Origin of the sequence: Azospirillum agricola, assembly GCF_017876095.1 — a bacterium.
GTDB classification, from domain to species: domain Bacteria; phylum Pseudomonadota; class Alphaproteobacteria; order Azospirillales; family Azospirillaceae; genus Azospirillum; species Azospirillum agricola.
Genome location: NZ_JAGINM010000005.1, coordinates 130,418 through 153,771, shown reverse-complemented (window position 1 = coordinate 153,771; position 23,354 = coordinate 130,418). Strand labels below are relative to the sequence as shown.

The window sequence follows — 23,354 nt, the reverse complement described above, 5'->3', positions numbered from 1 at the left end:
GATGGCGCTGGTCAAGGCCAAGAAGAACGCGGCCCCGGTTCCGGCGGCCGAGGCGCCCGGCGCCGATCCGCGCGCCGGGCTGTCGGATTCCGACGCCGCCGTGCGGCGGCAGGCGGCGCACCGGCTGGCGCAGGACCCCGGCGCGGTGTCCCCGCTGGCCGACCGGCTGGCGATCGAGACCGAGCCCGGTGTCCGCGAGGCGATCCTGACCGCGCTGGTCCGCATCGGCACGGGCGAGGCGGTGGAGGCGCTGCTGCCGCTGCTCGCCCGCGAGGACGCCGGACTGCGCAACGCCGTTCTGGAAAGCGTTCAGCAGATGCCGGGCGAGTCCGTTGCCCCGTCGGTCGTGCCGCTGCTCGGCCATGCCGATTCCGACCTGCGGATCTTCGCGGTCCAACTCGTCGGCAAGCTGCGCCATCCCGAGCGTCCGGCCTGGCTGGCCGGAGTCCTGGAGCAGGATCCCCACGTCAACGTCTGCCTCGCCGCCGTCGAGGCGCTGGGCGAGATCGGCGACCCGGCGGCGCTGCCCGCCCTGGAGCGGCTGCTCCTGCGCTTTCCGGAGGACCCGATGGTCGGCTTCTCGGTCGACGCGGCGCGGCGCCGCTTCCGGGGCGGATGACCGCCGGAATGAACGCTCCTCCCGACGAGTCGTCCCCCGGCCTGCCGCCGGCCGACTATGAGATGCTCTGCGATTTCCTGCGGGAGAGGACCGGCCTGTCCTTCACCGAGGCCAAGCGCTATTTCGTCGACCGCCGCGTCGCCGCCCGCATGGCGGCGGTGGGCGCCGCCACCGTGCGCGAGTACATGCGGCTTCTGCGATTCCAGGCCTCGGGCGAGGAATTGCAGCTTCTCGTGAACCTGATGACGGTGAACGAGACCTATTTCTTCCGCGAGAAGTACCAGTTCGACTGCCTCGTCAATTCGGCCCTGGACGAGGTGGTGCGCGGGCGTCCGCCGGGCGCGCGGGTGCGCATCTGGTCGGCCGGCTGCTCGACCGGCGAGGAGCCCTACTCCATCGCCATCATGCTGCTGGAGCATTGGCGGCGGGTGGACGAGTTCGAGATCGAGCTGTACGCCTCCGACATCGATTCGTCGGTCCTTGCCCGCGCCCAGGAGGGGATTTACGAGGAACGGTCGCTCCAGGGGCTGCCGGCGCATCTGCGGGCCAAATATTTCCGGCGGGTCGGTTCCGACCCCGACCGCTGGCGGATCATCGAGGAGCTGCGCGAGTCCATCGATTTCTCGCACGTCAACATCGTCGATCCCGAACAGCTGCGCGCCTTTCGCGGCATCGACGTCATCTTCTGCCGGAACCTGCTGATCTATTTCGACGACCTTGGCCGAAGGGAGGCCGCATCGATGTTCTATGACGCTCTGGCGCCCAACGGGTTCGTGTGCCTCGGCCATTCGGAGAGCATGAGCCGCATCTCCTCGCTTTTCGTTCCCCGGCGCTTCCCGGACGCCATCCTCTACCAGAAGCCGGTGCAGGGGGGGCTGCCATGAGCGCGCATCCGGCCGCGGGCCGGTCTCCCCGCGTCCTGGTGGTGGACGACGCCGCCACCGTCCGCGCCTACAGCCGGCAGGTGCTGGAGGGCGACGGCTTCACGGTGGACGAGGCGGTGAACGGCATCGAGGGGCTGGAGCGCGCCCTGGCCGAGCCGCCCGACCTGCTGGTCGTCGACGTGAACATGGTCAAGATGGACGGCTACACCATGCTGCGCGTGCTGCGCCGCGACCCGGCCCTGCGCGACGTGCCGGCGATCATGGTCAGCACCGAGGCCAAGGACAGCGACCGCGAGCAGGCCTTCCTCGCCGGGGCGAACTGGTACATCGTCAAGCCGGCGCGGCCCGACGCGCTGACCGCCGCCGCCCGCCTGCTGACCGGCCGCCCGCCAGCCGGCCGCCCCGACGCGGAGGGAACCCCATGAGCGCGCTGTTCGACCAGTTCATCCTGGAATCGCGCGACCTGCTGACCGAGGCCGGCGACAGCCTGCTGGCGCTGGAGCGCGATCCCGCCGACCGGGCCGCCGTCGACGCCCTGTTCCGCGCCTTCCACACGCTGAAGGGGGCCACCGGCCTGTTCGATCTGGCGCCCTTCACCCGTCTGGTCCATGCCGGGGAGGATGCGCTGGCCGCCGTGCGCGACGGGCGGCGCGTCCTGACGCCGGAGCTGGCCGACCGGCTGTTCCGCGCGCTGGACCAGAGCGCCCGCTGGATCGACGCGCTGGAGGCTGCCGGAACCCTGCCGGACGACGCCACCGAGGCGGCGCGGCGGCTGGGCGCCGCGCTTGGCGATGATCCGGGCGATGATCCGGGCGTCGGCCCGGGCGGCGATCCGGGGGCCGGACCGGCCCCCGGTTTCGAATGGGTGGAGACGCTGGACGGGAGCCGGCGCGAGGCGGCCGGCCTGACCGGCGGGCAAACGCTGACGGCGCTGGCCTACGATCCCGATCCCGAATGCTTCTTCAACGGGGACGATCCGCTGGCCCTGTGCCGGCGGATCCCCGACCTGCGCCTGCTGCTCGTCGAGCCGGCGGAGCCGCTGCCGCCGCTCGGCGCGCTGGACCCCTACCGTTGCCTGCTGCGCTTCCGCGCGCTCAGCGGCGCGTCGGTGGCCGAGGTGACGGCGGTGTTCCGCACGGTCCCCGATCAGGTGCGGGTCGCCCCGGTGACGCCGCCGCCGCCGGCCCCCGGCCCGGAGGGGGCGGGCAGCCTGGCCGACGCGATGCTGCGCGCGCAGGAGCGCATCCTCGACCTGCCCGGCGAGCCGGAGGAACGCGAGGCCCGCCGCGCCGCCGTGGCGCGCTCGGCCGGCAACATCCTGGCGGCGCAGGGGGTGACGGTGGACCGCGCCGCCCTGCTGGCGGCCTGCGCCGACGCCGGATCGCTGCGCCGCTTCGTCGAGACCGCGCGGGCTCCGGCCGCCGGCGGGGGAACGCCGCCCACGGTCGGGCGCCGCGCCCTGCGGGTCGATCCGGAGCGCCTGGACCGGCTGATGACCCTGGTCGGCGAGTTGACCGTTGCCAAGAGCCAGTTGCCGCCGCTGGTCCGGCAGGCCGGCGACGACGCGCTGGGGCAGGGGCTGAAGGCGGTGTCGGCGCAATTCGACGCGCTGGTCGGCGAGTTGCAGCACGCCGCCCTGCGTCTGCGCCTGCTGCCGCTGTCTCGGGTGTTCGAACCGCTGCCCCGGCTGGTCCGCGACACCGCGCGGCGGCTCGGCAAGACGGTCGCGCTGGAACTCGACGGTGGCGAGACCGAGGCCGACCGGGACATCCTCGACGCGCTGGGCGAGCCGCTCCTGCATCTGGTGCGCAACAGCCTGGACCACGGCATCGAATCGCCGGACCGCCGCGCCGCCGCCGGCAAGCCGGACAGCGGCACCATCCGCGTCCGCGCCTTCCAGGAGAAGGACGGCGTGGTCGTCGAGGTGGTGGACGACGGCGCCGGCATCGACCCGGCGGCGATGCGCGCCGCCGCCTGCCGCAAGGGGCTGCTCGACGAGGCCGCCGCCGCGGCGCTGGACGACGGGGAGGCGGTGCGTCTGGTCTTCGCCCCCGGCTTCAGCACGGCGGCCGGCGTGTCCGAGCTGTCGGGGCGCGGTGTCGGCATGGACGCCGTGCGCGCTGCCGTCGAGCGGGCCGGCGGGCGTGTCGAGATCGCCTCCACCCCCGGCGCCGGCACGCGGGTGCGGCTGGCGCTGCCGCTGACGCTCAGCATCACCCGCGTGGTGGTGGTCGAGGCGGCGGGCGAGCTGTTCGGCGTGCCCGTCGCCCTGGTCGAGGGCATGCGGCGGGTTCCCCGCGCCGACATCCGCGCGCTGAAGACGGCGGAAAGCGTCGTGCTGGGCGGCCGCGTCGTGCCGCTGCTCCGCCTGCGCCGCCTGCTTGGCTTTCCCGAGGACCCGCGCGGGCGCGCGGCGGAACGGGTGCTGGTCGCTGGGCTCGGCGGCGCCGGGGGAACCGTGGCGCTGGTGGTGGACGACGTGCGCGAACGGGCCGACGTGATGCTGCGGCCGATGCACGGCGTCTTGCGGGGGCTGCGCGGCTACAGCGGCACGGCGGTCCTGGGCGACGGGCGTTTGCTGCTGGTGCTCGACCTGCGGGAGCTTTTGTGATGCCGATCCGTTACGATCCGGAGGCCGGAGCCGGCGGAACCGCCCGCTTCGAGGGCGTGTGCGCGGTGGACGAGGCGCTGCCGCTCGCCGAATGGCTGGAGGCGGCGGCCGGGCCGCGCGTCGATCTCGGCGCCTGCACGGAACTGCACACCGCCCTGCTGCAACTGCTGCTGGCCGCAGGTCCGGCGGTGGCGGTGCCGCCGGAGGACGCGTTCCTGCGCCGCTGGGTGGCGCCCCTGCTGGTCAAGCCCGGCTTCACACCGCCTTCAGACGTTCGGTGAAATCGTCGAGATCGGTTTGCAGGGTGCGGGCGTGGACGGTCAGCCCCTGGGCGGCGTCGAGCATGCGGGCGGCGGCGTCGCCGGTGCGGCTGGCGGCCTCCGACACGCCGCCGATCGTCTGCGACACCTCGCGGGTGCCCGACGCCGCGTCGTGGACGTTGCGGGTGATCTCGCGCGTCGCCGCCCCCTGCTGCTCGACGGCGGCGGACACGCCGGCGCTGATGCCGTTGATCCGCTCGATGGTGCCGACGATGCCGCTGATGGCGGCGACGGCGCTGTGCGTCTCGCCCTGGATGGCGACGATCTGGGCGGAGATGTCCTCCGTCGCCTTCGCCGTCTGGTTGGCGAGGTTCTTCACCTCGCCGGCCACCACGGCGAATCCCTTGCCGGCCTCGCCGGCGCGGGCCGCCTCGATGGTCGCGTTCAGCGCCAGCAGGTTGGTCTGGGACGCGATGGAGTTGATCAGTCCCACCACCTCGCCGATGCGGTTGGCGGCGTCGGCCAGCCCGCGCACGGTCTCGTTGGTGCGCTGGGCCTCGCTCTCGGCCTCGCTGGCGATGCGGGCGGCCTCGTGCATGCGGGCGCTGATCTCGGTGATCGAGGCGACCATCTGCTCGGTGGCGGCGGCGACGGTGTGGACGTTGCCGGTCGCCTGTTCGGCCGCCGTGGCGACGCTGGCCGAGCGCTGCGAGGCGTCACGGGCCGAATCCGACAGCCCCTCGGCGCTGCCCCGGATCTGGTCGGCCTCGCCGTTCAGGGTGCGGCACAGCCCCTCGACCTTCTGCGCGAAGCCGCGGGTCAGCGATTCCAGCGCCTCCTGGCGCTGCTGGCGGGCGGCCAGCGCCACCCGCTCCTGCTCGGCCAGCTCCTGGTTGCGGCGCAGGGCGTCGCGGAAGACCAGCACGGCGCGGGCCATGTCGCCGATCTCGTCGGCGCCGTCGGTGTTGGGCACGGCGGCGTTGGTGTCGCCGGCGGCGATGCCGGTCATCGCCGCCGTCATCCGCTGGAGCGGCCGGGCGATCTGGCCGCGCGCCACCGCCACCGCCAGCAGCAGCGCCAGGACGATGCCGGCGACCGCCGTCGCCGCGACGATCAGGGTCCAGCGCGCCTCGGCGGCGACGAGTTCGGCGCGCAGCTGGTCGACCTCGCGGTCGATCGCGCCGACCAGCGTCTCCAGCGCGGCGTTCAGCGCCTGACGGCTCTTGCGGTTGGCGTCGTTGTCGCCGTAGACCCGCGCCGGTGCCGCCCCCTGCTCGCGCCCGATGCGCACCAGCTCGGTCCGGAAGCTCACGAACTCGGCGAGCTTGGCCGAGGAGTCCGCGACATGCCCGCGCTCCGCCGCCGGGGTCAGCGTCTTCAGCTCGGCCATGCGCTCGTCGAGGGATTTGAGCGCGGCGAGCAGCGGGGTGGCGAACTTGTCGGTTTCGGCGCGGTCGCGGGCCATGTAGACGCCCCGGCTGTCCATCACCACCGACAGCACCAGCCCGTTCAGCCGTTCGCCCAGCGCCTGCCGGTGCGAGGCGTTCTCCATCCGGGTCGAAAGCTCCGACAGATCGTTCATGGCGATCAGGGCGAGAAGACCGAGCAGCGCGGCGGCCATCGCCTGGATGCCGGCGATCGAATAAATCTTGGAACCGATTCTTAGCTTTCTAAGCGCTGACATTATCGCTTCCGCCCTTTCCCACTGCGCGCCTCGGTTTTTCTCTTCGAAACCCGCTCCGGCATCAGCATGGTCTAGGGGGACAATATTTCGAGATCCTTAAACCAGCATGCGACCGGCTGTCGCGGTTTCCCCTGAATGGTCACCCCTGGCCGGATGGCAGAGACTTGCGTGGGCCTACCCCTTCCAGCATAGTCGGGATGGCAAGGCCGGCGAACCGTTGGCAAGGTGTTTGGACCGTGGTGATTCAGCCTCTGCACAGCCTGTCCGAGGAGACGCCGGCCCAGGAGACGGCGGCCGGGGAAACGCCGGAGGACACGATCCGCCGGCTGAGGAGGCGCGTCGCCGAGCTGGAGCTGTGCCAGCGCGGGACCGATCGCATGCAGGGCATCGCCGCCGGCATCGACGAGCTGAGGAGGCGCGAGGCGAAGCTGCGCGCCAGCGAGGCGCGTTTCCGGTCCCTGGTGCAGACGGCCGCCAGCATCATTTTGGTGCTGGGCGAGGACGGGCGGGTCCACGAGGCCAACCGCGAGGCGGAGCGCGCCTTCGGGCTGGAGCCCGGCACCACCGTCGGCCGGGCCTGGACCGAGGTGGTCGGCGAGCATCCGGTCAGCGCCTTCGCCGCCCAGCTCGCCATCGCCGCCGAAGGCCACGAGATCCGCAACTTCGAGCAGGTCCAGCACGACCGCGCCGGGATCGGCGAGCGGGTGCTGCTGTGGAACATGAACCGGCTGCCCGAGGTGGAGGGGGTGGCGCCCGGCATCCTCTGCGTCGGCCAGGACATCACCCGGCGCAAGCGCGCCGAGCTGGCCCTGCGTCAGGCCCGCGACGAGCTGGAGATGCGCGTCGCCGAGCGCACCCGCGCCCTGATGCAGGAGGTGCAGGAGCGCCGCCGCGCCGAACAGGCGCTGATCCAGGCCAAGGAGCAGGCGGAACTCGCCAACCGCGCCAAGAGCGAGTTCCTGGCCAACATGAGCCACGAGCTGCGCACCCCGCTGAACGCCATCATCGGCTTCTCGGCGATGATGGAGGGGGAGATCGTCGGGCCGCTCGGCCATCCCAAATACCTCGACTACGCCAGGGTGATCGGCACGTCGGGCCAGCATCTGCTGGCGGTGATCAGCGACATCCTCGACATCGCCAAGATCGAGGCCGGCAAGCTCGACCTCCACCCGCAGCCGATGGACGTGCGCGACGCGGTGGAAAGCTCGCTGCTGCTGATCGCCGAGCGGGCGTCGGAAGGCGGGCTGACCCTGACGGACGCGGTGGCGGACGACACGCCGCTGCTGCTCGGCGACCCGGTGCGGGTCAAGCAGATCCTGCTGAACCTGCTGTCGAACGCGGTCAAGTTCACCGGCCCCGGCGGAACGGTGTCGCTCCAGGTCCGCCGCGACCGCGACCGCATCCTGATCGAGGTCGCCGACACCGGCATCGGCATGAGCGCCGAGGGCATCGCCGTCGCCCTGCAACCCTTCGGCCAGGTCGACAGCCAGCTGTCGCGGCGGTCGGGCGGCACCGGGCTCGGGCTGCCGCTGGTGCGCTCCTTCGTGGAGATGCTGAACGGCACGCTCGACATCCGCAGCCGCGAGGGGGAGGGCACGACGGTCAGCGTGCGCCTGCCGGTCGCCCGCTACTTCGACGGGGAATAGGCCCGCGCTTGCGGATCGGCCCCGCCCGAGCCATGTTCCGATTTCGACGGCACACGAAGGAAGAGGCGGGCATGGCGATCGGGCGGGACGCGCTGAAGACGCGCATCGGGCAGGCGCTCGGCGAGAGCCGGGCCGATCTGGTCATCAAGAACACGCGCTTCCTCAACGTCGTGACCGGCGAGATCGCCGAGGGCGACATCGCCGTCTGCGGCGACGTCATCGTCGGTACCTATGAATCCTACGACGGGGCCGAGGAGATCGACGGGCGCGGGCTGACCGTGGTCCCCGGCTTCATCGACACCCACGTCCATTGCGAATCCACCTGCGTCACCCCGCAGGAGTTCGACCGCTGCGTGCTGCCGCGCGGCACCACCACGGCGATCTGCGACCCGCACGAGATCTGCAACGTGCTGGGCGAGGCGGGGCTGCGCTATTTCCTCGACAGCGCCGGCGGCACGGCGATCGACCTGTTCGTGCAGCTCTCCTCCTGCGTGCCGGCGACCGAGCTGGAGACCTCCGGCGCCCGGCTGGAGGCGCCCGACCTGATCCGCCACATGGATCATCCGCGGGTGCTCGGGCTGGCCGAGTTCATGAACTTCCCCGGTGTCTTCCACAAGGTCGACGGGGTGCTCGACAAGCTGGCCGCCTTCGACGGGCGCCACATCGACGGTCACGCGCCGCTGGTGACGGGGCGGGAGCTGAACGCCTACCTGTCCTGCGGCATCCGCAACTGCCACGAGACGACCAGCGCCGACGAGGCGATGGAGAAGCTGCGCAAGGGCATGCAGGTGCTGATCCGCGACGGGTCGGTGTCGAAGGACGTCCACGCCCTGGCCGAAGTCATCACCCCGGAGACCTCGCCCTTCCTCGGATTCTGCACCGACGACCGCAACCCGCTGGACATCGCGGAGGAGGGGCACATGGACCACCTCATCCGCAGCGCCATCCGGCTCGGCGCGCCGGTGGCCCATGTCTACCGGGCGGCCACCTGGTCGGCCGCGCGCGGATTCCGCCTGTTCGACCGGGGGCTGGTGGCGCCGGGGCACCGGGCCGATCTGGTGCTGCTCGACGATCTGGAGGAATGCGCCGTCAACCGCGTGATCCGGGGTGGCCGCGTGGTGACGGCCGAGAGCTTCGCGGGCCGTCCGGCGGTGACTCCGGTCGGGCTGGATTCGGTCCGGCTCGACCCGGTGACGGTGGAGGATTTCGCGGTGCCGGCCGGCGGCTCGGTGCAATCAGTGATCGGGCTGGAACCGGGCAGGATCCTGACGGAGCACCGGCGAATCGAGGTGCCGGCGGCCGGCGGGCGGATGGTCGCCGACCCGGCGCGCGACCTGCTGAAGATCTGTGTCTTCGCCCGCCACGGCAGCAACCGCAACGTCGGACGCGGCTTCGTCCAGGGCTTCGGCTTCGCGGAGGGGGCGCTGGCCTCCTCGGTCGGCCATGACAGCCACAACATCTGCGTCGTCGGGGCGAGCGACGCCGACATGGCCGTCGCGGTCAACCGGCTGATCGAGCTTCAGGGCGGCTTCGTCGCCGTGCGCGGCGGCCGGGTCGTCGGCGAACTCGCCCTGCCGCTGGCCGGGCTGATGAGCCTGGAGCCCTTCGAGACGGTGGAGGCGCAACTGCGCGGCCTGCGCGCCGCGGTGCGGGCGATGGGCTGTCCGCTGGCCGAGCCCTTCCTGCAACTGGCCTTCCTGCCGCTGCCGGTGATCCCGCATCTGAAGATCACCGACCGTGGCATGGTGGATGTCGACCGTTTCGAGCTGATCGCCGCCTGAGCGGGCGGCGTGGCGGTTTTTTGGGCGGTTGGCTGTTGTTTGGGCAATGAGGAGCCCTCGCCCCCGCCCCGCCCTTCCTCCGCCGGGCGGGGTAGGGAGTTCCGCCGCGCCCCGGCAAGGCTCCCGTCCCCCATTCCCCGCCCAATGGAGAAAGGGGCAAGTGGGGGCAAGTGGTCGCACCCCCGGCCCAATGGGGGCGGTTGCCATGCCCTGGCACGCGCCTTGCCACAGGATCCGGCGGAATCCACACACGACGCCGTTGCCGCATGACCCACCTCGCTCCGCTGCTCGTCGAAACCTCCCCCCTGCTGCCGGTCCGGCCGCCGGAAACCGTGTCGATGCGCACGCGCGACGGGGCGCGGCTGGACGCCGATCTCTACCGGCCCGACGCCGCCGGGACCTGGCCGGTGCTGCTGCTGCGCCTGCCCTGTGGCCGGCGGACGGCGCTGACCAGCCACTACGCCCACCCGCGCTGGTACGCCGCGCGCGGCTATGTGGTGGTGGTGCAGGACATGCGGGGCTGCGGCACCTCGGACGGCCGCTTCCGCCCCTTCGAGGCCGAGCGCGAGGACGGCGCCGACGCCGTCGCCTGGGCGGCCTCGCTTCCCGGTTCGTCGGGGGCGGTGGCCCTTTATGGCTGCGGCTATGCCGGCATCGCCCAGCTTCTCACCCTGGCGGCGGCCCCGCCGGCCCTGCGCGCGGTGGCGCCGTCCTTCGCCGGCTGGGACGTCTTCTCCGACTGGGCCTACGAGGGCGGCGCCTTCCGGCTGGCCGACGCCATGGAATGGGCCCTGCGCTCCGCCGCCGAGGCCGCCCGGCGGGTCGAGGACGGCACCGCCCACCGCATCCTGTCCGACGCCGCCCGCCGCCTGCCGCTCGACGAGGAGATCCCCTCGCGGCCGCAGGCGCTGCGCGATTACGCGCGCTACACCCATTACGACGACTGGCTGAGCCTGCCGGCGCCGGACCGGAGCTGGGACGCCCTGTCGCCGCGCGCCATGCTGGCCGACATGCCGGACGACGTGGCGGTGATGCAGATCGGCGGCTGGTACGACCCCCGCCTCGCCGGCACGCTCGACGCCCACGAGGCGCTGGCCGGACGGAGGGAGGGACGGTCGCGGGCGCCGGTGCGGCTGGTCGTCGGTCCCTGGACGGCGGCCGGGCCGCAGGACGGCCCGTCGCTCGACAGCCTGCAACTGGCGTGGTTCGACCGGGTGCTGAAGGGCGAGGGCGCCGACGGCGGCCGTGGCGGAGCCGTGCGCCTGCACGACGTCGAGGCCGGGCGCTGGCACGATCTGCCGGCCGTTCCGCCGGCCGGCGCCGCCTTCCACCTGTCGAGCGACGGGTTGGCCAACCGCCAGGGCGGGCGGCTCGGGCTGGAGATGGCGGAAAGCGCGGCGCTCGACGTTGTGGTGCACGACCCGCGCGGGCCGGTGCCGGCGGTCGGCGGCCACGCGGTGCCCGACGCCGGCTGCCGCGACCGCGCCGCCGTGGACCGGCGGCCGGATGTCGCCGTCTACACCACCCCGCCGCTGGGCGAGCCGCTGACGCTGGCCGGGCGGGTGGCGCTCGACCTGTGGGTGGAGGCCGACGCGCCGTCCTTCGACGTCAGCGCGGTGCTGTCGGTGGTGCGCCCCGACGGGCGGGTGCTGCCGCTGACCCAGGGGCACGCGCGGGTCGAGCCGGGCGACCCGACCCGGCCGCTCGCGATCGCCATGCGCGGGGTCTGCGCGACTCTGGCGCCGGGCTCGGCGCTGCGGCTGAGCCTCGCCGGGGCCTGCTTCCCGGCCTACCCGGTCAACCCCGGCACCGGGGCCGAGCCGGGCGAGACGCGGCGGGTCGACGCCCAGCCGATCACCCTGCTGATCCACAGCGGGCCGGACCGCCCGTCGCGGCTGCGCCTTCCGCTGCCGGGGGCGGCGGACGCGCCGTTCGGTCAGCCGGCGCCGGGCCCGTCCTTCCCGGCCTCGGGAACGGCCAGCCCCTTCGCCGCGGCGACGAGGCAGACGTCGAGGCTCTGATCGAGGAAGCGCATCATCAGGTCGCGGAACGGCGTCTTGTCGCCGACCGCCCAGGCGCGCTCGACCAGATCGGTGTAGAGCGCGCGGTCCTCGGCCCGCACCACCACCGGCGGGTAGCCGGCGCGGTTCAGCATCAGGTTGCACATCAGCAGCGCCGTCGCCGCGTTGCCGGCGCGGAAGGGGCGGATCGCCATCAGCCGGTGGTGCGTCTCGAAGGCGGTGTCGGGCCCGGCCTCGGCGCGGCGCAGCCAGCCCGACAGGGCCGACATCGACACCCGCAGCTTGGCCGGGTCGGGGGCGGCGCCGGCCGGATCGTCCTTGGGCGGGCCGTTGCGGTACTTGCCGGCCTCCTCGTCGATGCCCTGCTCCAGCACCGTGTGGAAGGCTGTGACGGTGCGCTCGCCGATCACGCCGTTCGGCTCGTAGGACAGCCGGGCCATCAGCTCCAGCGCGCCGCGGTGGTTGAGGACGAAGCGCTGCTCGTCGACCGGGCGGTGGCGCAGCACGGTGCCGCGCTCCAGGATCGCCTTGACGTCGGCCCGCTTCAGCACGACGCCCTCGATCCCCAGCGCCGCGATGGTCAGCTCCATCTCGAACCAGTCGGCGAGGTCGTGGACGGTGTCCTGGGGCAGCGGGCGGGCGCTGTCGAGCGCCTGTTTCTTGTCGGCGATCACGTCGAGCAGGGGCATGCGCCGCAGTCTCCGGAAAACGAAGCCAGGATACCGGAGAGGGAAACTGGCGGGGGAGGGAGGGGGAAGCGCGCCCCATGCGGCGCCCTCCGCGGCACCCCCCTGCGGGGATTTGCCGCTTGAGCCGGCACCGTTGCCGGTTTTAGGATCCCTGTCAAGATTCCACAACTCGATCGGTCGGCCGGTTGCCGCCCCGGAGAATCCGGGGGGCGCGCAGGGGAGGATTGGGGCCATGACGCATGTCGCCTGGGACGAAACGATGAGCGTCGGCGTCGCCGTGCTCGACGACGAACACAAACGCCTGCTCGATCTGTTCAACGGGCTGCTCGACAGCGGCATCACCCCGGCGAACCGGGAGGAGCTGTCGGCCCTGCTGGTCAGCCTGCGCGATTATGTCGCGGTCCATTTCGCGCGGGAGGAGGCGTTGATGGAGCGACGCCATTATCCCGATCTCGACGCCCACATCGCCGCCCACCGCTACTTTGCCGGAGAGGTGGAGAAGCTCCACGACGACTTCGGCGGCGACAACACCACCATGCTGCGGATGGACCTGATCCTGCTGCTGAAGGACTGGTTCGTCGAGCACATCCAGGAAACCGACGCCCTCTACCGGCCCTATGTGGCGGGAGAACCGGCGGCGGCGACGGCGGAGTAGGCTGCCCAGGCACCCGTCATGCCCATGCCAGCCACGGGCATGACGGACGGGGCTGCCCCTACGGCTTGGCCGCCGCCGCCTGCTTGTCGGGCAGCCCCTTGTCGAGCTTGGCCTGGATGGCCTCCTTCTGGGTGTCCTCGTCGGCGTTGCGCAGCGCGCGGGTCCATTGGAAGCGCGCCTCGTTGCGGCGGCCGACGCGCCAGTAGGCGTCGCCGAGATGGTCGTTGATCGTCGGGTCGACCGGCTTCAGCTCCACCGCCCGCTCCAGCTTGGCGACGGCCCCCTCGTAGTCGCCCAGGCTGTAGAGCGCCCAGCCCAGGCTGTCGACGATGTAGCCGTCGCGCGGCTTCAGCTCCACCGCCCGCTCGACCATCGCCTTGGCCTTGTCGAGGTTGAGGCCACGGTCGATCCAGCTGTAGCCGAGATAGTTCAGCAGCGTCGCCTCGTTCGGCTTCAGGTTCAGCGCCGCCTTCAGGTCGGCCTCGGCCTCCGGCCAGCGGTTGGTCTTCTCGAAGGCCATGGCGCGGGCGTAGAGCACCGGCCAATGCTGCTCCTGCGGCGTGCCGATGCGGGCCAGGGCCGCGCTGTAGGCCTCGGCTGACTCGGCGAACTTCCGGGCGTAGCGGTAGAGGTCGCCGAGCCGGATCGTCGCGTCGGTGCGCTCCGGCCGCTCGGCCGACAAGGCCTTCAAAGCGGCGATGGCGTCGTCGTTGCGCTCCAGCCGGGCGAGCGCGTCGACCGCGCGCATCCGCGCCGTCCAGCCCAGCACCGGGTTGCCTTCGAGCTGCCTGTATTCGGCCAGCGCGTCCTCGAAATGGTCGCGCGATTCCATGACGTCGCCGATCATCAGGCGGGCGAGCGGCAGATCCCCGCGCAGATGCAGGGCGATGCGGCCGAACAACAGGGCGGTCTCCGCCGCCCCCTCGTGCTGCAACGCGCTGCCCAGGTCGAACAGGGCCTCCGCCATGCCGTGGCGGGCGTCGTTCACCATGCGGACCGGCACCGTGCCGGTGGCGAGCGCCTTCAGCGCCGGCTCGACGAGCTGGCGGTCGGGGCTGCCGGCCTGGAAGGCCTCGTAGAGCTTGCGCGCTTCCGCCGGGCGGCCGGTGCGCTCCAGGAAATTGCCGACGATCTGCACGACGCGCAGCGGGGCCTCGGTTTCCGCCACCTTGGCGTAGCGGGCCGCCGCGTCCTCGTTGCGGCCGCCGAGGTCGAGGATCAGGCCGGCGTGCAGGTTGTACAGCGCCCCGAAGCCGGCGACCCCGGCCAGCGGCTCCAGCGCCTCCAGCGCGCGGTCGGTCTGGCCGCGCCCGGCGGCGAGCCACGCCCGGGTCAGCGGGGCGACGAACTTGCCCAGCCCCTCGGCCGGCATCCGCGCGGCCATCGCCTCCGCCTCGGCCTGCCGGCCGGCGGCGAGGTGGTCGGCGGCGATCAGCGTGATCGCCATCTGCGGCTCCTTGTCCTCCTCCAGCAGCCGGTTGGCGAGGCCGAGCGCGGCGGGGATCTGCCCCTCGCCGAGCTTCAGCAGGAAGGTTCGGCGCAGCAGGGCGAGGTCGTCGGGGTCGGCGGCCAGCGCCTGGGCGGTGTAGAGCGCGGCGGCGGTCCAGTCGTCCTGATGCTGGGCGAAGCGGCCGGCGAGATAGCTGCCGGTCGCCGATCCCGGCGTGCCCGCCGCCTGCGCACCCGCGAGGGCGAGCGAGGAAAGCACCAGGGCGGCACCCAGCCGCAATCCAATCCGGAACGTCGTCATACCTTGTCCACCTTGCGGGAGCGGGTTTGAACTCGTGAGCCTAAGCAGCAAATCGCCGGCTGTCACACACTTGATGGCCTGATCGCACGATGATCATCCGCGGGGATCATCCGCAGGGATCATTCGCGGCGATCATCCGCAGGGAAATGGGGATGGCTGGCCCGCATCTCCAGCCGGCGGCCGGTCGTCGGCAACGGACGGCGGGGAAATCGCGTCGCAGGCGATCGGTTCGCAAACATATTCCCCTTCCCGCTTCATCCCGGCGTTATAAAATTGAACATGTTTCGATACCATGTCTTTTCGAGGGATTGTCATGGCGGATATGAATGTTCTGATTGAGGTCAGGGGCGGCGATCCGCTTTCCCTGTCCGCCGTCGAGGCTGTGACTTTTTCCGCCGGTCCCGCCGAACGGGTGAGAAGGGCGGAGGCGCTGCTGGCCGACCTTCCCGGTCTCGGGGTGGACGTGCTGGACGACATCGGTCCAATCCCGCTCGCGTCGGGGCCCGATGATCCGGTGTTCCTTCAGTCGCCCGGTCTGTTCGGCATGACGTTCGAGGGCACGCTTGCGGATGCCCCGGGCAGCGAGCGGACCTTCGTCGTGTCCGCCCAGGTGAAGCCGGGGGCGTTGGCGCGGCTGGAGGAGCGGGACGACATCATCGTCTGGCCGAACAGCCCCATCACGCTGCTGGGAGACGGGGGGGCGGCCGGCGACGGGTATTTCGGACTGTTCGATCTCGCCGGCAGCGGGGGCGGAACCGATTGCCGTCCCTTCCGGCCGGGGGTGTCGGTCGACGCCATCCGCCAGCTTCTCGGCGTGGAGGCGCTGTGGCGCGACGGCTATCGCGGGCAGAACGTCATCGTCGCGATCCTGGACGAAGGGGTGAACGGCGCCTACCCCGTCGTCGGGGGATTCGAAAAGGATAACCAGAAGCTGTGGGGCATCGCCCCCATTCACAGTCACGGATCGATGTGCGCGGCGGACATCCTGGTCGCCGCCCCGGCGGCGCGGCTGTACGATTTTCCATTCCTCGGCCAGCCGCGATCCGGTGGCGCCCTGGCCATGTTCCAGGCGGTCCTCGAACGCCGGCGCCGGGATGGAACGCCTCACCTGACCAACAACAGCTACGGTTATGTCGCCGTGCCCGATCGGGCGACCCAGCCGCGTCACGAAATCTGGGACATCAACCACCCCCTGCACCGGAAGATCCGGGAGGTGGTCGCCGAAGGCGTGACCTGCTTCTTCGCGGCGGGGAACTGCGGCGGCGAATGCCCCAGCTCCGTCTGCCACAGCAGCGGGACCGGTCCCGGACGGTCGATCCACGCGTCGAACAGCCTGAGTGAGGTGGTCACGGTTGCCGCGGTGAACAGCCGGCACGAGCGCATCGGCTATTCGAGCCAGGGGCCGGGGATGTTCGACCCGGCGAAACCGGACATCGCCGGCTACTCGCACTTCTTCGGAAATTTCGGGCCGGGGCGGCCGGCAGGACTGGCCCAGCCGTTCGACAACGGAACGTCGGCGGCGACGCCCGTGGTCTGCGGCGTGGCGGCGGCCCTGGCCAGCGCGTCTCCCGGCATCAGCCCGCTGGAGATGAAAGCGGTTCTTATGGAGAGCGCTATTGACATCGGAGAACCGGGACCAGACCATCTTACGGGTTCGGGAGTCGTGAACGCCGCCGCCGCCTATCAGCTGTTGAAGAGGCGGAGGGTGCCCACCGCGTAGGACGGGTCGCGTGAGGGCGGGCTGCGCAAGGCGGGAGGGGCCGGGCAGGAGGATGCAGCGGAGCGCATGAACTGCGACAGGAGAGTCCGATGAAATGGTTGATTACGACCGACACGCGGGTCGATGCCACGCTCCTTGAAAAGAAATTGGAAAGGCTTGGCGCCCACCGCGACGACACCCCGCCCGTCCCGCTCGGGGACAGGGAGGTCGTCTGGAGCGTCGACGGTCCGGCCAACCTCGATCGGACCCTTCCGGAAACCAAGGGCATTCTCGAGATATACCCCTCGTCCTCCATGACGCTCTATTGAGCGCCTCCCCGGCTCCCGCCGCGCTTCGACGTGACGGGAGCCGGTCGTGCAAGCGCCCTCCTCTACGACCAATCGCGCCGCACCTGCTCGATCCGCGCGGCGCGCAGGATGTCGGCGGCGTGCCCGTCCATATGGATGCGCAGCGATTCCGGCATGCCGGGCGACAGGGTCGCGCCCTTCACCGACCAGCGGGCCATCCAGGACAGCGTGCGCAGCCAGGTGAGGCGGCGCAGCGGCTTGATCCCCGGCCGCACCATGCCGGCCAGTTCCACGGGCACGGCGGCGGCCCAGGACTCGTGGAAGGCGGCGACCTCGGCGGCGGTCAGCGCGGCGTCGACCGCCGGATCCCACTTGGTCGAGCTGTAGAGGCTGGCGTGGGCCAGATCCATGGCCGGATGGCCGTATTGCAGCTTCTCAAGGTCGGTGAACCACGCCTTGCCGGCGGCGTCGATCAGGAAATTGCCGGGATGCACGTCGACCCCGACCAGGACGACCGGGGCCGGGCCGTCCAGGCGGGCGGCGCGGGCGGCGTCCAGCTCGGCTTCGATCAGGGCCCGCGCCTCGGCGGCCAGGCCGGCGTCGGCGAACCAGTCGGCCTGCCGCTCGACCTGGGCCAGCAGCGCCGCCACCGGGTCGGCCGGGGCCGGCAGCGGCGGGCGCTCCTCCGGCGGGGGAAGCGGCAGCCGGTGCAGGGCGGCGAGCGCCCGGGCGATCGCCGGCATGTCGTCCGGCAGGCGCGGCGTGCGCCCGGCGATCTCGCCGACCAGCAGGGCGCCCAGCGGCAGGCCGTTTTCCGGAGCCAGGGCCGGAGCCAGGGCCGGCGGCAGCACGGCGGCGAGGCGCGGGGTGTGGCCCGACGGTTCGGCGCGGCGGAAGGCGGCCGCCTGATGGTCCAGCGCCGTCAGCGGATCGAGCCCCATCTGGCTCCAGCGCGGGATGCGGGCGACGAGGCCATGCCCGCGCAGCCGGACATGATCGTGGGCCACCCCCTTGAGCGGCAGCGGTTCGAGCGCGTCCATGGGGAGCGCCGCGAAGCCGGGCAGGCGCGCCAGCGCGGCGTGGAGGGCCGGCAGGGAGAAGGGCGGCAAGGCGGCGGCCTACGCCTGATGCTCGCGCTGGGCCTGATGCTCGCGCAGGCGCGGCATCAGCTCGACGAGGTTGCAGGGGCGGTGGCGGTTGTCGAGCTGCCAGACCAGGATGTCGTCCCAGGCGTCGCGGCAGGCGCTGGGCGAGCCGGGCAGGGCGAAGAGGTAGGTGCCGTTCGCCACCCCGCCGGTCGCCCGGCTCTGGATGGTCGAGGTGCCGACCTTGGCGTAGCTGAGGTAACGGAACAGCTCGCCGAAGCCGGGGATCGCCTTGTCGTAGAGCGCCTCGACCGCCTCCGGCGTGACGTCGCGGCCGGTGACGCCGGTGCCGCCGGTGGTCAGCACCACGTCGATCTCCGGATCGGCGATGAAGCCCTGCACCTGCGCCCGGATCGCCGCCACGTCGTCCTTGACGATGACCCGCCGGGCGAGCCGGTGCCCGGCCGCCGTCAAGCGTTCCGCCAGCGCGTCGCCCGACCGGTCGTCGGCGGGCGTGCGGGTGTCGGAGACGGTGACGACGGCGATGTTCACCGGCAGGAAGGGGCGGGTCTCGTCGATCTTCGGCATGGAGGAGGCGCTTTCCGGGGAGGATGTGGCGGTCAGGGCGTGGGACCGGCCACCTCCTTCTCGGCCACGGTCTCGACCGGGGCGTCGGGCTGGATGGCGACCTGCGTCGGGCGGCTGTCCGCCGGGCTGTAGACCGGCCATTTGCCGGCCGCAACGGCGTCCAGTGTGGCGGTTTCCTGGCCCAGCCGCAGCCGGTAGATCCAGAAGTTCGCCATCACCTTCTCCACATAGTCGCGCGTCTCGGCGAAGGGAAGGCTTTCGATGAACAGAAGCGGGTCGGTCACTTCGCTGAGATCGCGACGCCAGCGCCCCAGCGTGCCCGGTCCGGCGTTGTAGGCGGCGGCGGCCAGGAACAGGTTGCCGCCGATGTCGGGCATCGCCAGCAGCTCGGCCAGATAGCGCTGGCCCAGCTCCATGTTGCGGGCGGGGTCGAACAGGGCGGCGCGGTCGGTGTCGGCGCTGCCGATGTCGGCGTTGCGCTCCTGCACATGCTGGGCGGTGCTGGGCAGGATCTGCATCAGCCCGGTGGCGCCGGCCGAGCTGACCAGCCGCGGGTCGAAGCGCGATTCCTGCCGCATCACCGCGAAGACCAGCGCGCGGTCGAGCGCGAAGCCGTCGCGCGGCTTCCAGTAGGGCAGCGGGTAGAGGGCGGCGGCGTAAGGCGCGCCGTCCGGCCCGGCCAGCGCGTTGCCGATTCGCAGCGACAGCGCCGGCAGGCCGGCGCGGTCGGCGAGCCCGACCAGCGCCTGCTCGACCAGCGGGTCGTTCTGCGGGTGGACGCGCTGAAGCTCCATCTCCGCCAGATCGCGCTGGCCGGCCTGGAGCAGGGCGATGGCGCGCTGTCCGGCCGGCTTGCGGGCCAGCGCCGACAGATGCGCCCCGGTCAGCTCGGGCGCCTGCCAGCGGAACTGGTCGACGCGGTTCAGGCTGCGCAGGGCGACCAGCCCATAGAAGGTGTGCGGGTAGCGGGCGGCGGCCGTCATGTGGGCCAGCGCCTCGCGCGAGCGGCCCTTGCGGGCGTGGGCGCGGGCGGCCCAGAAATCGGCGGCGGCGGCCAGCCAGGGGGAGCGCGGCCCCGCCGCCGCCATGCCGTCGAAATGGCGCGACGCGCGGTCGATCTGCTTCAGCCGCCACGCCGCCAGCCCGGCGATCCAGTGGGATTCCGGCAGGGCGTCGCCCGAGCGCGCCGCGCTGGCCGAGGCGAGCGCCAGCGCCTGGGAAACCTCGCCCGCGTAATAGAGCGCGGCGGCGATGCGGGTGCGGGCGGCGTCGTACTGCACCGGGTCGAGGTTGCGCGAGAAATCGTCCTGCCCCAGCAGGGACAGCGCGGCGCCGGCCTTGCCGGAGCGCAGCAGCTCCTCGACGCGGGCGACGGCGGCGCGGTCGGCGCGGGCGCGGCTGACCGTGCGGCTGCGCGGCGCCACGGTGACGCTGTCGGTCCCCTCGGCGGCGTCGGCGGTGGTGCCGGCCGGGTCGTCGGCCGTCTTGCCCTCCCCGGACTCCGGCTTGGCGCCGTCGGACTTGGCCGCGTCGGAGGATTTGACGGACACGGTGCGCAGGCCGCCCAGCCGTTCCAGTGAGCCGTTCAGCCGCACCGTCTCGTCGCCGCGCGGCGGCTTGGGCGCGCGCTGCCCGGCCGGCTGGCGGCGCTGGGCGAGGCTGTGCACGCGCTCCGCCCCGGCGAGGTCGCCGTAGCGTTGCATCCACAGCGCCAGCTCGTCGTAGCTGGCCTTGCGGTCGGGGTGCAGGTAGCGCTGGCGCAGCACGTAGCCGACCAGCCGCTTGTCCGATAACTGGCGGATCTCGCCGTCGGCCGCCTCCCAGTCGCCGCGCTCCTGCAAGGTGAAGATGCGGCGGTAGCGGTCGGCCTCGTCCTCGCTGAGCTGGACGGCGCGGGCCTCCTCGTCCATGGCGAGGAGCAGCGGTTCGGGCGCGGTTTCGGTGCCGGGCGGGACGACGGCCTGGCCGTCCGGCGCGTGGATGATGAGGGCGGCACGGGCTGGGCGCACGGCACCCGGCCCGTCGGGCAGTACGGTGGACACCACCGCGAGACCCAGGACCCCCAGAAGGTTCCGCCGCAGCGGGGCCGCGATCGCGACCCGGTATGCTGCATTGCAAAATATCCGGAGCATGGGATCCGAATAACCCACGCCAGCGCGAACCGCAAGCAATGGATTCGCACCTTTTGTGTCATCGTCGGTAATCGCCAGCGCTAACAACGGGTTAACCGCTCTGGCTAAAACGCCTTAGCCCGACTGTAAGATGCGTTTGGCCGTAGAGCGATGCCGGTTGCGGCCTTGTCGTGCCTCGCTCATCCAAACGATTTGGGAGGATTTGGAAAGCCTGTTTTTTATTTACGAAGACTTGGCGGCGACTTCATTCATCCTTTGCCGCAAACTCAGCATGTCGCGCCACGCCTCGCGCTTGGCGATCGGGTTGCGCAGCAGATAGGCGGGATGGAGCATCGGCAGCAGCGGCACCGGCCCGCCGGCGGCGTCGTAGTCGCGCCACTGCCCGCGCAGCCGGGTGATTCCCTCGGCCCGGTTCAGCAAAGTCTTGGCCGACACGCCGCCGAGCGCAACCAGAAGTTTCGGCTTGACCAGCGCGATGTGGCGTTCCAGGAAGGGCAGGCAGGCGGCGATCTCCGCCTGGGTCGGGCTGCGGTTGCCGGGCGGGCGCCAGGGCAGGATGTTGGTGATGTAGATGGCGCCGCGGTCCAGCCCGATCTGCGCCAGCATGCGGTCGAGCAACCGGCCGCTGACCCCGACGAAGGGCTTGCCCTGACGGTCCTCGTCCTCGCCGGGAGCCTCGCCGACCAGCATGACCGTGGCTTCCGGGTTGCCGTCGGCGAACACGGTGTTCATGGCGGTGGCCTTCAGCGGGCAGCCGTCGAAGGCGCGCAGCGCCGCCTCAAGCTCGGCCAGCGTCCGCGCCTCCCCCGCCCGCGCCCGCGCGCTGACCCCGGCCTCGCTGGCGCCGAGCGGCTGGCCGGGATCGGCGAAGGGCGCGCCGGCGAAGGCGGCGGCCGGTCGCGGCGCCGGCCGGGGAGCCGGCTGCCCCCGAGTCGCACCGCCTCCGGTGGCCGGGACGGAGCCGGCGGCGGACGCGGTGGACGGCGCCCGCGCGGCGGCGCGGGCGGTCAGAGTCGCCCAGTCCAGCGGGGTGTCGCCGATGGCTTCGTCGCAGCCGATGTCCGCATGCCAGCGCAGCGCGTCCAGGATGTCGCTTACGTCAATCATCGTTTGACCTTACCACAAGGCGTGTGGTCTTTCATGGTGCAGATACCCGATTTGGGTGCCCGGCATCCTATGCTAAAAGCACCCACCCGCGGGAGAGGCGGGGGGACCGAGAGAGCAAGAAGCACCAGAACAAGAAGGTGGGGGAGTTTGGTTATGGAACGCGAACCGCGCGAGGTAATGGAGTATGACGTCCTGATCGTCGGCGCCGGCCCGGCCGGTCTCAGCGCGGCGATCCGCCTGAGGCAGCGCGCGGCCGAGAGCGGGCAGGAGGTCAGCGTCTGCGTGATCGAGAAGGGGTCGGAGGTCGGCGCCCACATCCTGTCGGGCAACGTGCTCGACCCCAAGGCGCTGAACGAGCTGATCCCGGACTGGAAGGAGAAGGGCGCTCCGCTCCACACCCCGGTGACCGACGACCGTTTCTACGTCCTGTCCGAAAAGGGCGGGTTCCAGATTCCCAACGCGCTCCTGCCGCCGCTGATGCACAACGACGGCAACTACGCCATCTCGCTCGGCAACCTCTGCCGCTGGCTCGGCACCCAGGCCGAGGAGATGGGCGTCGAGATCTACCCCGGCTTCGCCGGCGCCGAGGTGCTCTACAACGAGGACGGCAGCGTCAAGGGCGTCGCCACCGGCGACATGGGCATCGGCAAGGACGGCGAGCCGACCGGCAACTACACGCCGGGCATGGAGCTGCACGCCAAATACACCTTCTTCGCCGAGGGCGTGCGCGGCAACCTTTCCAAGCAGCTGATGGATAAGTTCAACCTGCGCGCCGACTGCGACGTGCAGAAATACGGCATCGGCATCAAGGAGCTGTGGCAGGTCGACCCGGCCAAGCACAAGCCGGGCCTCGTCGTCCACACCCAGGGCTGGCCGCTCGACGCCAAGACGGCCGGCGGTTCCTGGATGTACCATTTCGAGGACGGCCTCGTCTCGATCGGCTTCGTGGTCAACCTCGACTACTGGAACCCGCATCTGAGCCCGTTCGAGGAGTTCCAGCGCTTCAAGCAGCACCCGAACGTGCGGCCCTACCTGGAGGGCGGCAAGCGCCTGTCCTACGGCGCCCGCGCCATCAACGAGGGCGGTTTGCAGTCGGTCCCGGCGGTCGCCTTCCCCGGCGGCGCGCTGATCGGCTGCTCGGCCGGCTTCGTCAACGTGCCGCGCATCAAGGGCACCCACAACGCCATGAAGACCGGCATGCTGGCCGCCGACGCCGCCTTCGACCGGCTGGCGAACGGGGGCGGCTCCGGCGACACGCTCGACAGCTACGAGAAGAGCTGGAAGGAAAGCTGGGTCCACGAGGACCTGCACAAGGTCCGCAACGTCAAGCCCGGCCTGAAATGGGGTCTGGCGCTGGGCAGCCTGCACGGCGGCTTCCAGATGTGGCTGCACCAGCTCGGGCTCGGCAAGTTCCTGCCCTACACGCTGCACCACAAGAAGGCCGACAACCAGTCGCTGGCCAAGGCCGGCGACGCGCCGAAGATCGCCTACCCCAAGCCGGACGGGGTGATCAGCTTCGACCGCCTGTCGTCGGTCTACCTGTCGAACACGAACCACGAGGAGAACCAGCCGTCGCACCTGACGCTGAAGAACCCCGAGGTTCCGATCAGCGTCAATCTGGCGCTCTACGACGCGCCGGAGCAGCGTTACTGCCCGGCCGGCGTGTACGAGATCGTCCGCAACGACAACGGCACCGATCCGCGTCTCCAGATCAACGCGCAGAACTGCGTGCACTGCAAGACCTGCGACATCAAGGACCCGACCCAGAACATCGTCTGGGTGGTGCCGGAAGGCGGCGGCGGCCCGAACTATCCGGGCGGCATGTAAGGCAAGAG

General features: G+C 71.6%; 19 protein-coding genes. 12 read left to right on the top strand and 7 right to left on the bottom strand.

Annotated features, from left to right (window positions below):
* The first annotated feature begins 1 nt into the window (after position 1).
* From J2847_RS09105 to J2847_RS09085, 5 genes are read left to right on the top strand one after another with little or no spacing between them, the layout of a single operon-like run.
* Complete coding sequence (locus J2847_RS09105; RefSeq protein ID WP_209778690.1) at positions 2–619, top strand: HEAT repeat domain-containing protein; 618 nt, start codon at positions 2–4, stop codon at positions 617–619.
* 8 nt (positions 620–627) lie between these two features.
* Positions 628–1,503, top strand: a complete 876-nt coding sequence (locus J2847_RS09100; RefSeq protein WP_233474389.1) for a CheR family methyltransferase — start codon at positions 628–630, stop codon at positions 1,501–1,503.
* The gene (locus J2847_RS09095; RefSeq protein WP_209778689.1) at positions 1,500–1,928 is read left to right on the top strand and encodes a response regulator; all 429 of its coding nucleotides are present in this window, start codon (positions 1,500–1,502) and stop codon (positions 1,926–1,928) included. Before J2847_RS09100 ends, J2847_RS09095 begins: the two co-directional genes overlap by 4 nt.
* Complete coding sequence (locus J2847_RS09090; protein WP_209778688.1) at positions 1,925–4,114, top strand: chemotaxis protein CheA; 2,190 nt, start codon at positions 1,925–1,927, stop codon at positions 4,112–4,114. Before J2847_RS09095 ends, J2847_RS09090 begins: the two co-directional genes overlap by 4 nt.
* The gene (locus tag J2847_RS09085) at positions 4,114–4,395 is read left to right on the top strand and encodes a hypothetical protein (protein ID WP_209778687.1); all 282 of its coding nucleotides are present in this window, start codon (positions 4,114–4,116) and stop codon (positions 4,393–4,395) included. The genes J2847_RS09090 and J2847_RS09085 overlap by 1 nt, the downstream gene beginning before the upstream one ends.
* Here the strand turns inward: J2847_RS09085 and J2847_RS09080 are convergent.
* Positions 4,370–6,058 carry a methyl-accepting chemotaxis protein gene (locus J2847_RS09080; protein ID WP_211114673.1) on the bottom strand — a complete coding sequence of 563 codons (1,689 nt, stop codon included), beginning with the start codon at positions 6,056–6,058 and terminating at the stop codon, positions 4,370–4,372. The two genes, J2847_RS09085 and J2847_RS09080, sit on opposite strands and share 26 nt — an antisense overlap.
* A 236-nt stretch (positions 6,059–6,294) precedes the next feature.
* On the opposite strand from J2847_RS09080, the gene J2847_RS09075 reads away from it, so the two are divergent.
* The 3 genes from J2847_RS09075 to J2847_RS09065 all read left to right on the top strand — a co-directional run bounded on the left by J2847_RS09075 (position 6,295) and on the right by J2847_RS09065 (position 11,506).
* A complete protein-coding gene (locus J2847_RS09075) occupies positions 6,295–7,704 on the top strand; it encodes a PAS domain-containing sensor histidine kinase (RefSeq protein WP_325169353.1) in 1,410 nt (469 codons plus the stop codon).
* A 71-nt stretch (positions 7,705–7,775) separates the two neighbouring features.
* The gene (gene ade, locus J2847_RS09070) at positions 7,776–9,485 is read left to right on the top strand and encodes an adenine deaminase (RefSeq protein ID WP_209778685.1); all 1,710 of its coding nucleotides are present in this window, start codon (positions 7,776–7,778) and stop codon (positions 9,483–9,485) included.
* A 266-nt stretch (positions 9,486–9,751) separates the two neighbouring features.
* Positions 9,752–11,506, top strand: coding sequence for a CocE/NonD family hydrolase (locus J2847_RS09065; RefSeq protein ID WP_209778684.1), 1,755 nt, complete (start codon positions 9,752–9,754; stop codon positions 11,504–11,506).
* Here J2847_RS09065 and J2847_RS09060 read toward each other — a convergent pair.
* Positions 11,422–12,195, bottom strand: a complete 774-nt coding sequence (locus tag J2847_RS09060) for a Fic family protein (RefSeq protein WP_209778683.1) — start codon at positions 12,193–12,195, stop codon at positions 11,422–11,424. The two genes, J2847_RS09065 and J2847_RS09060, sit on opposite strands and share 85 nt — an antisense overlap.
* 232 nt (positions 12,196–12,427) lie before the next feature.
* Here J2847_RS09060 and J2847_RS09055 point away from each other — a divergent pair, with 232 nt between their 5' ends.
* On the top strand, positions 12,428–12,850 hold the full coding sequence (locus tag J2847_RS09055) for a bacteriohemerythrin (protein WP_209778682.1): 423 nt from the start codon (positions 12,428–12,430) through the stop codon (positions 12,848–12,850).
* Between the two features lie 58 nt (positions 12,851–12,908).
* On the opposite strand, the gene J2847_RS09050 is transcribed toward J2847_RS09055, so the two are convergent.
* Entirely contained in the window at positions 12,909–14,600 is a 1,692-nt protein-coding gene (locus J2847_RS09050; RefSeq protein WP_209778681.1) for a tetratricopeptide repeat protein, read from the bottom strand.
* Between the two features lie 313 nt (positions 14,601–14,913).
* On the opposite strand from J2847_RS09050, the gene J2847_RS09045 reads away from it, so the two are divergent.
* Together J2847_RS09045 and J2847_RS09040 are read left to right on the top strand one after the other, a co-directional pair.
* Positions 14,914–16,320: a S8 family peptidase gene (locus J2847_RS09045; RefSeq protein WP_209778680.1), complete on the top strand. Its 1,407-nt coding sequence runs from the start codon at positions 14,914–14,916 to the stop codon at positions 16,318–16,320.
* Positions 16,321–16,409: 89 nt separating this feature from the next.
* Positions 16,410–16,628, top strand: a complete 219-nt coding sequence (locus tag J2847_RS09040) for a hypothetical protein (RefSeq protein ID WP_085552612.1) — start codon at positions 16,410–16,412, stop codon at positions 16,626–16,628.
* A 62-nt stretch (positions 16,629–16,690) separates the two neighbouring features.
* Here J2847_RS09040 and J2847_RS09035 read toward each other — a convergent pair whose 3' ends face one another.
* The 4 genes from J2847_RS09035 to J2847_RS09020 all read right to left on the bottom strand — a co-directional run bounded on the left by J2847_RS09035 (position 16,691) and on the right by J2847_RS09020 (position 21,519).
* Positions 16,691–17,716: a phosphotransferase gene (locus J2847_RS09035; RefSeq protein WP_233474388.1), complete on the bottom strand. Its 1,026-nt coding sequence runs from the start codon at positions 17,714–17,716 to the stop codon at positions 16,691–16,693.
* A 9-nt stretch (positions 17,717–17,725) separates the two neighbouring features.
* On the bottom strand, positions 17,726–18,280 hold the full coding sequence (moaB, locus tag J2847_RS09030) for a molybdenum cofactor biosynthesis protein B (RefSeq protein WP_209778679.1): 555 nt from the start codon (positions 18,278–18,280) through the stop codon (positions 17,726–17,728).
* 32 nt (positions 18,281–18,312) lie between these two features.
* Positions 18,313–20,322, bottom strand: a complete 2,010-nt coding sequence (locus J2847_RS09025) for a lytic transglycosylase domain-containing protein (protein WP_325169352.1) — start codon at positions 20,320–20,322, stop codon at positions 18,313–18,315.
* A 312-nt stretch (positions 20,323–20,634) separates the two neighbouring features.
* The gene (locus J2847_RS09020) at positions 20,635–21,519 is read right to left on the bottom strand and encodes a uracil-DNA glycosylase (RefSeq protein WP_209778678.1); all 885 of its coding nucleotides are present in this window, start codon (positions 21,517–21,519) and stop codon (positions 20,635–20,637) included.
* A 153-nt stretch (positions 21,520–21,672) separates the two neighbouring features.
* On the opposite strand from J2847_RS09020, the gene J2847_RS09015 reads away from it, so the two are divergent.
* Positions 21,673–23,346 (top strand): electron transfer flavoprotein-ubiquinone oxidoreductase, encoded by a 1,674-nt coding sequence (locus J2847_RS09015; RefSeq protein WP_085552615.1) that lies wholly within the window; start codon positions 21,673–21,675, stop codon positions 23,344–23,346.
* Positions 23,347–23,354 lie beyond the last annotated feature (8 nt).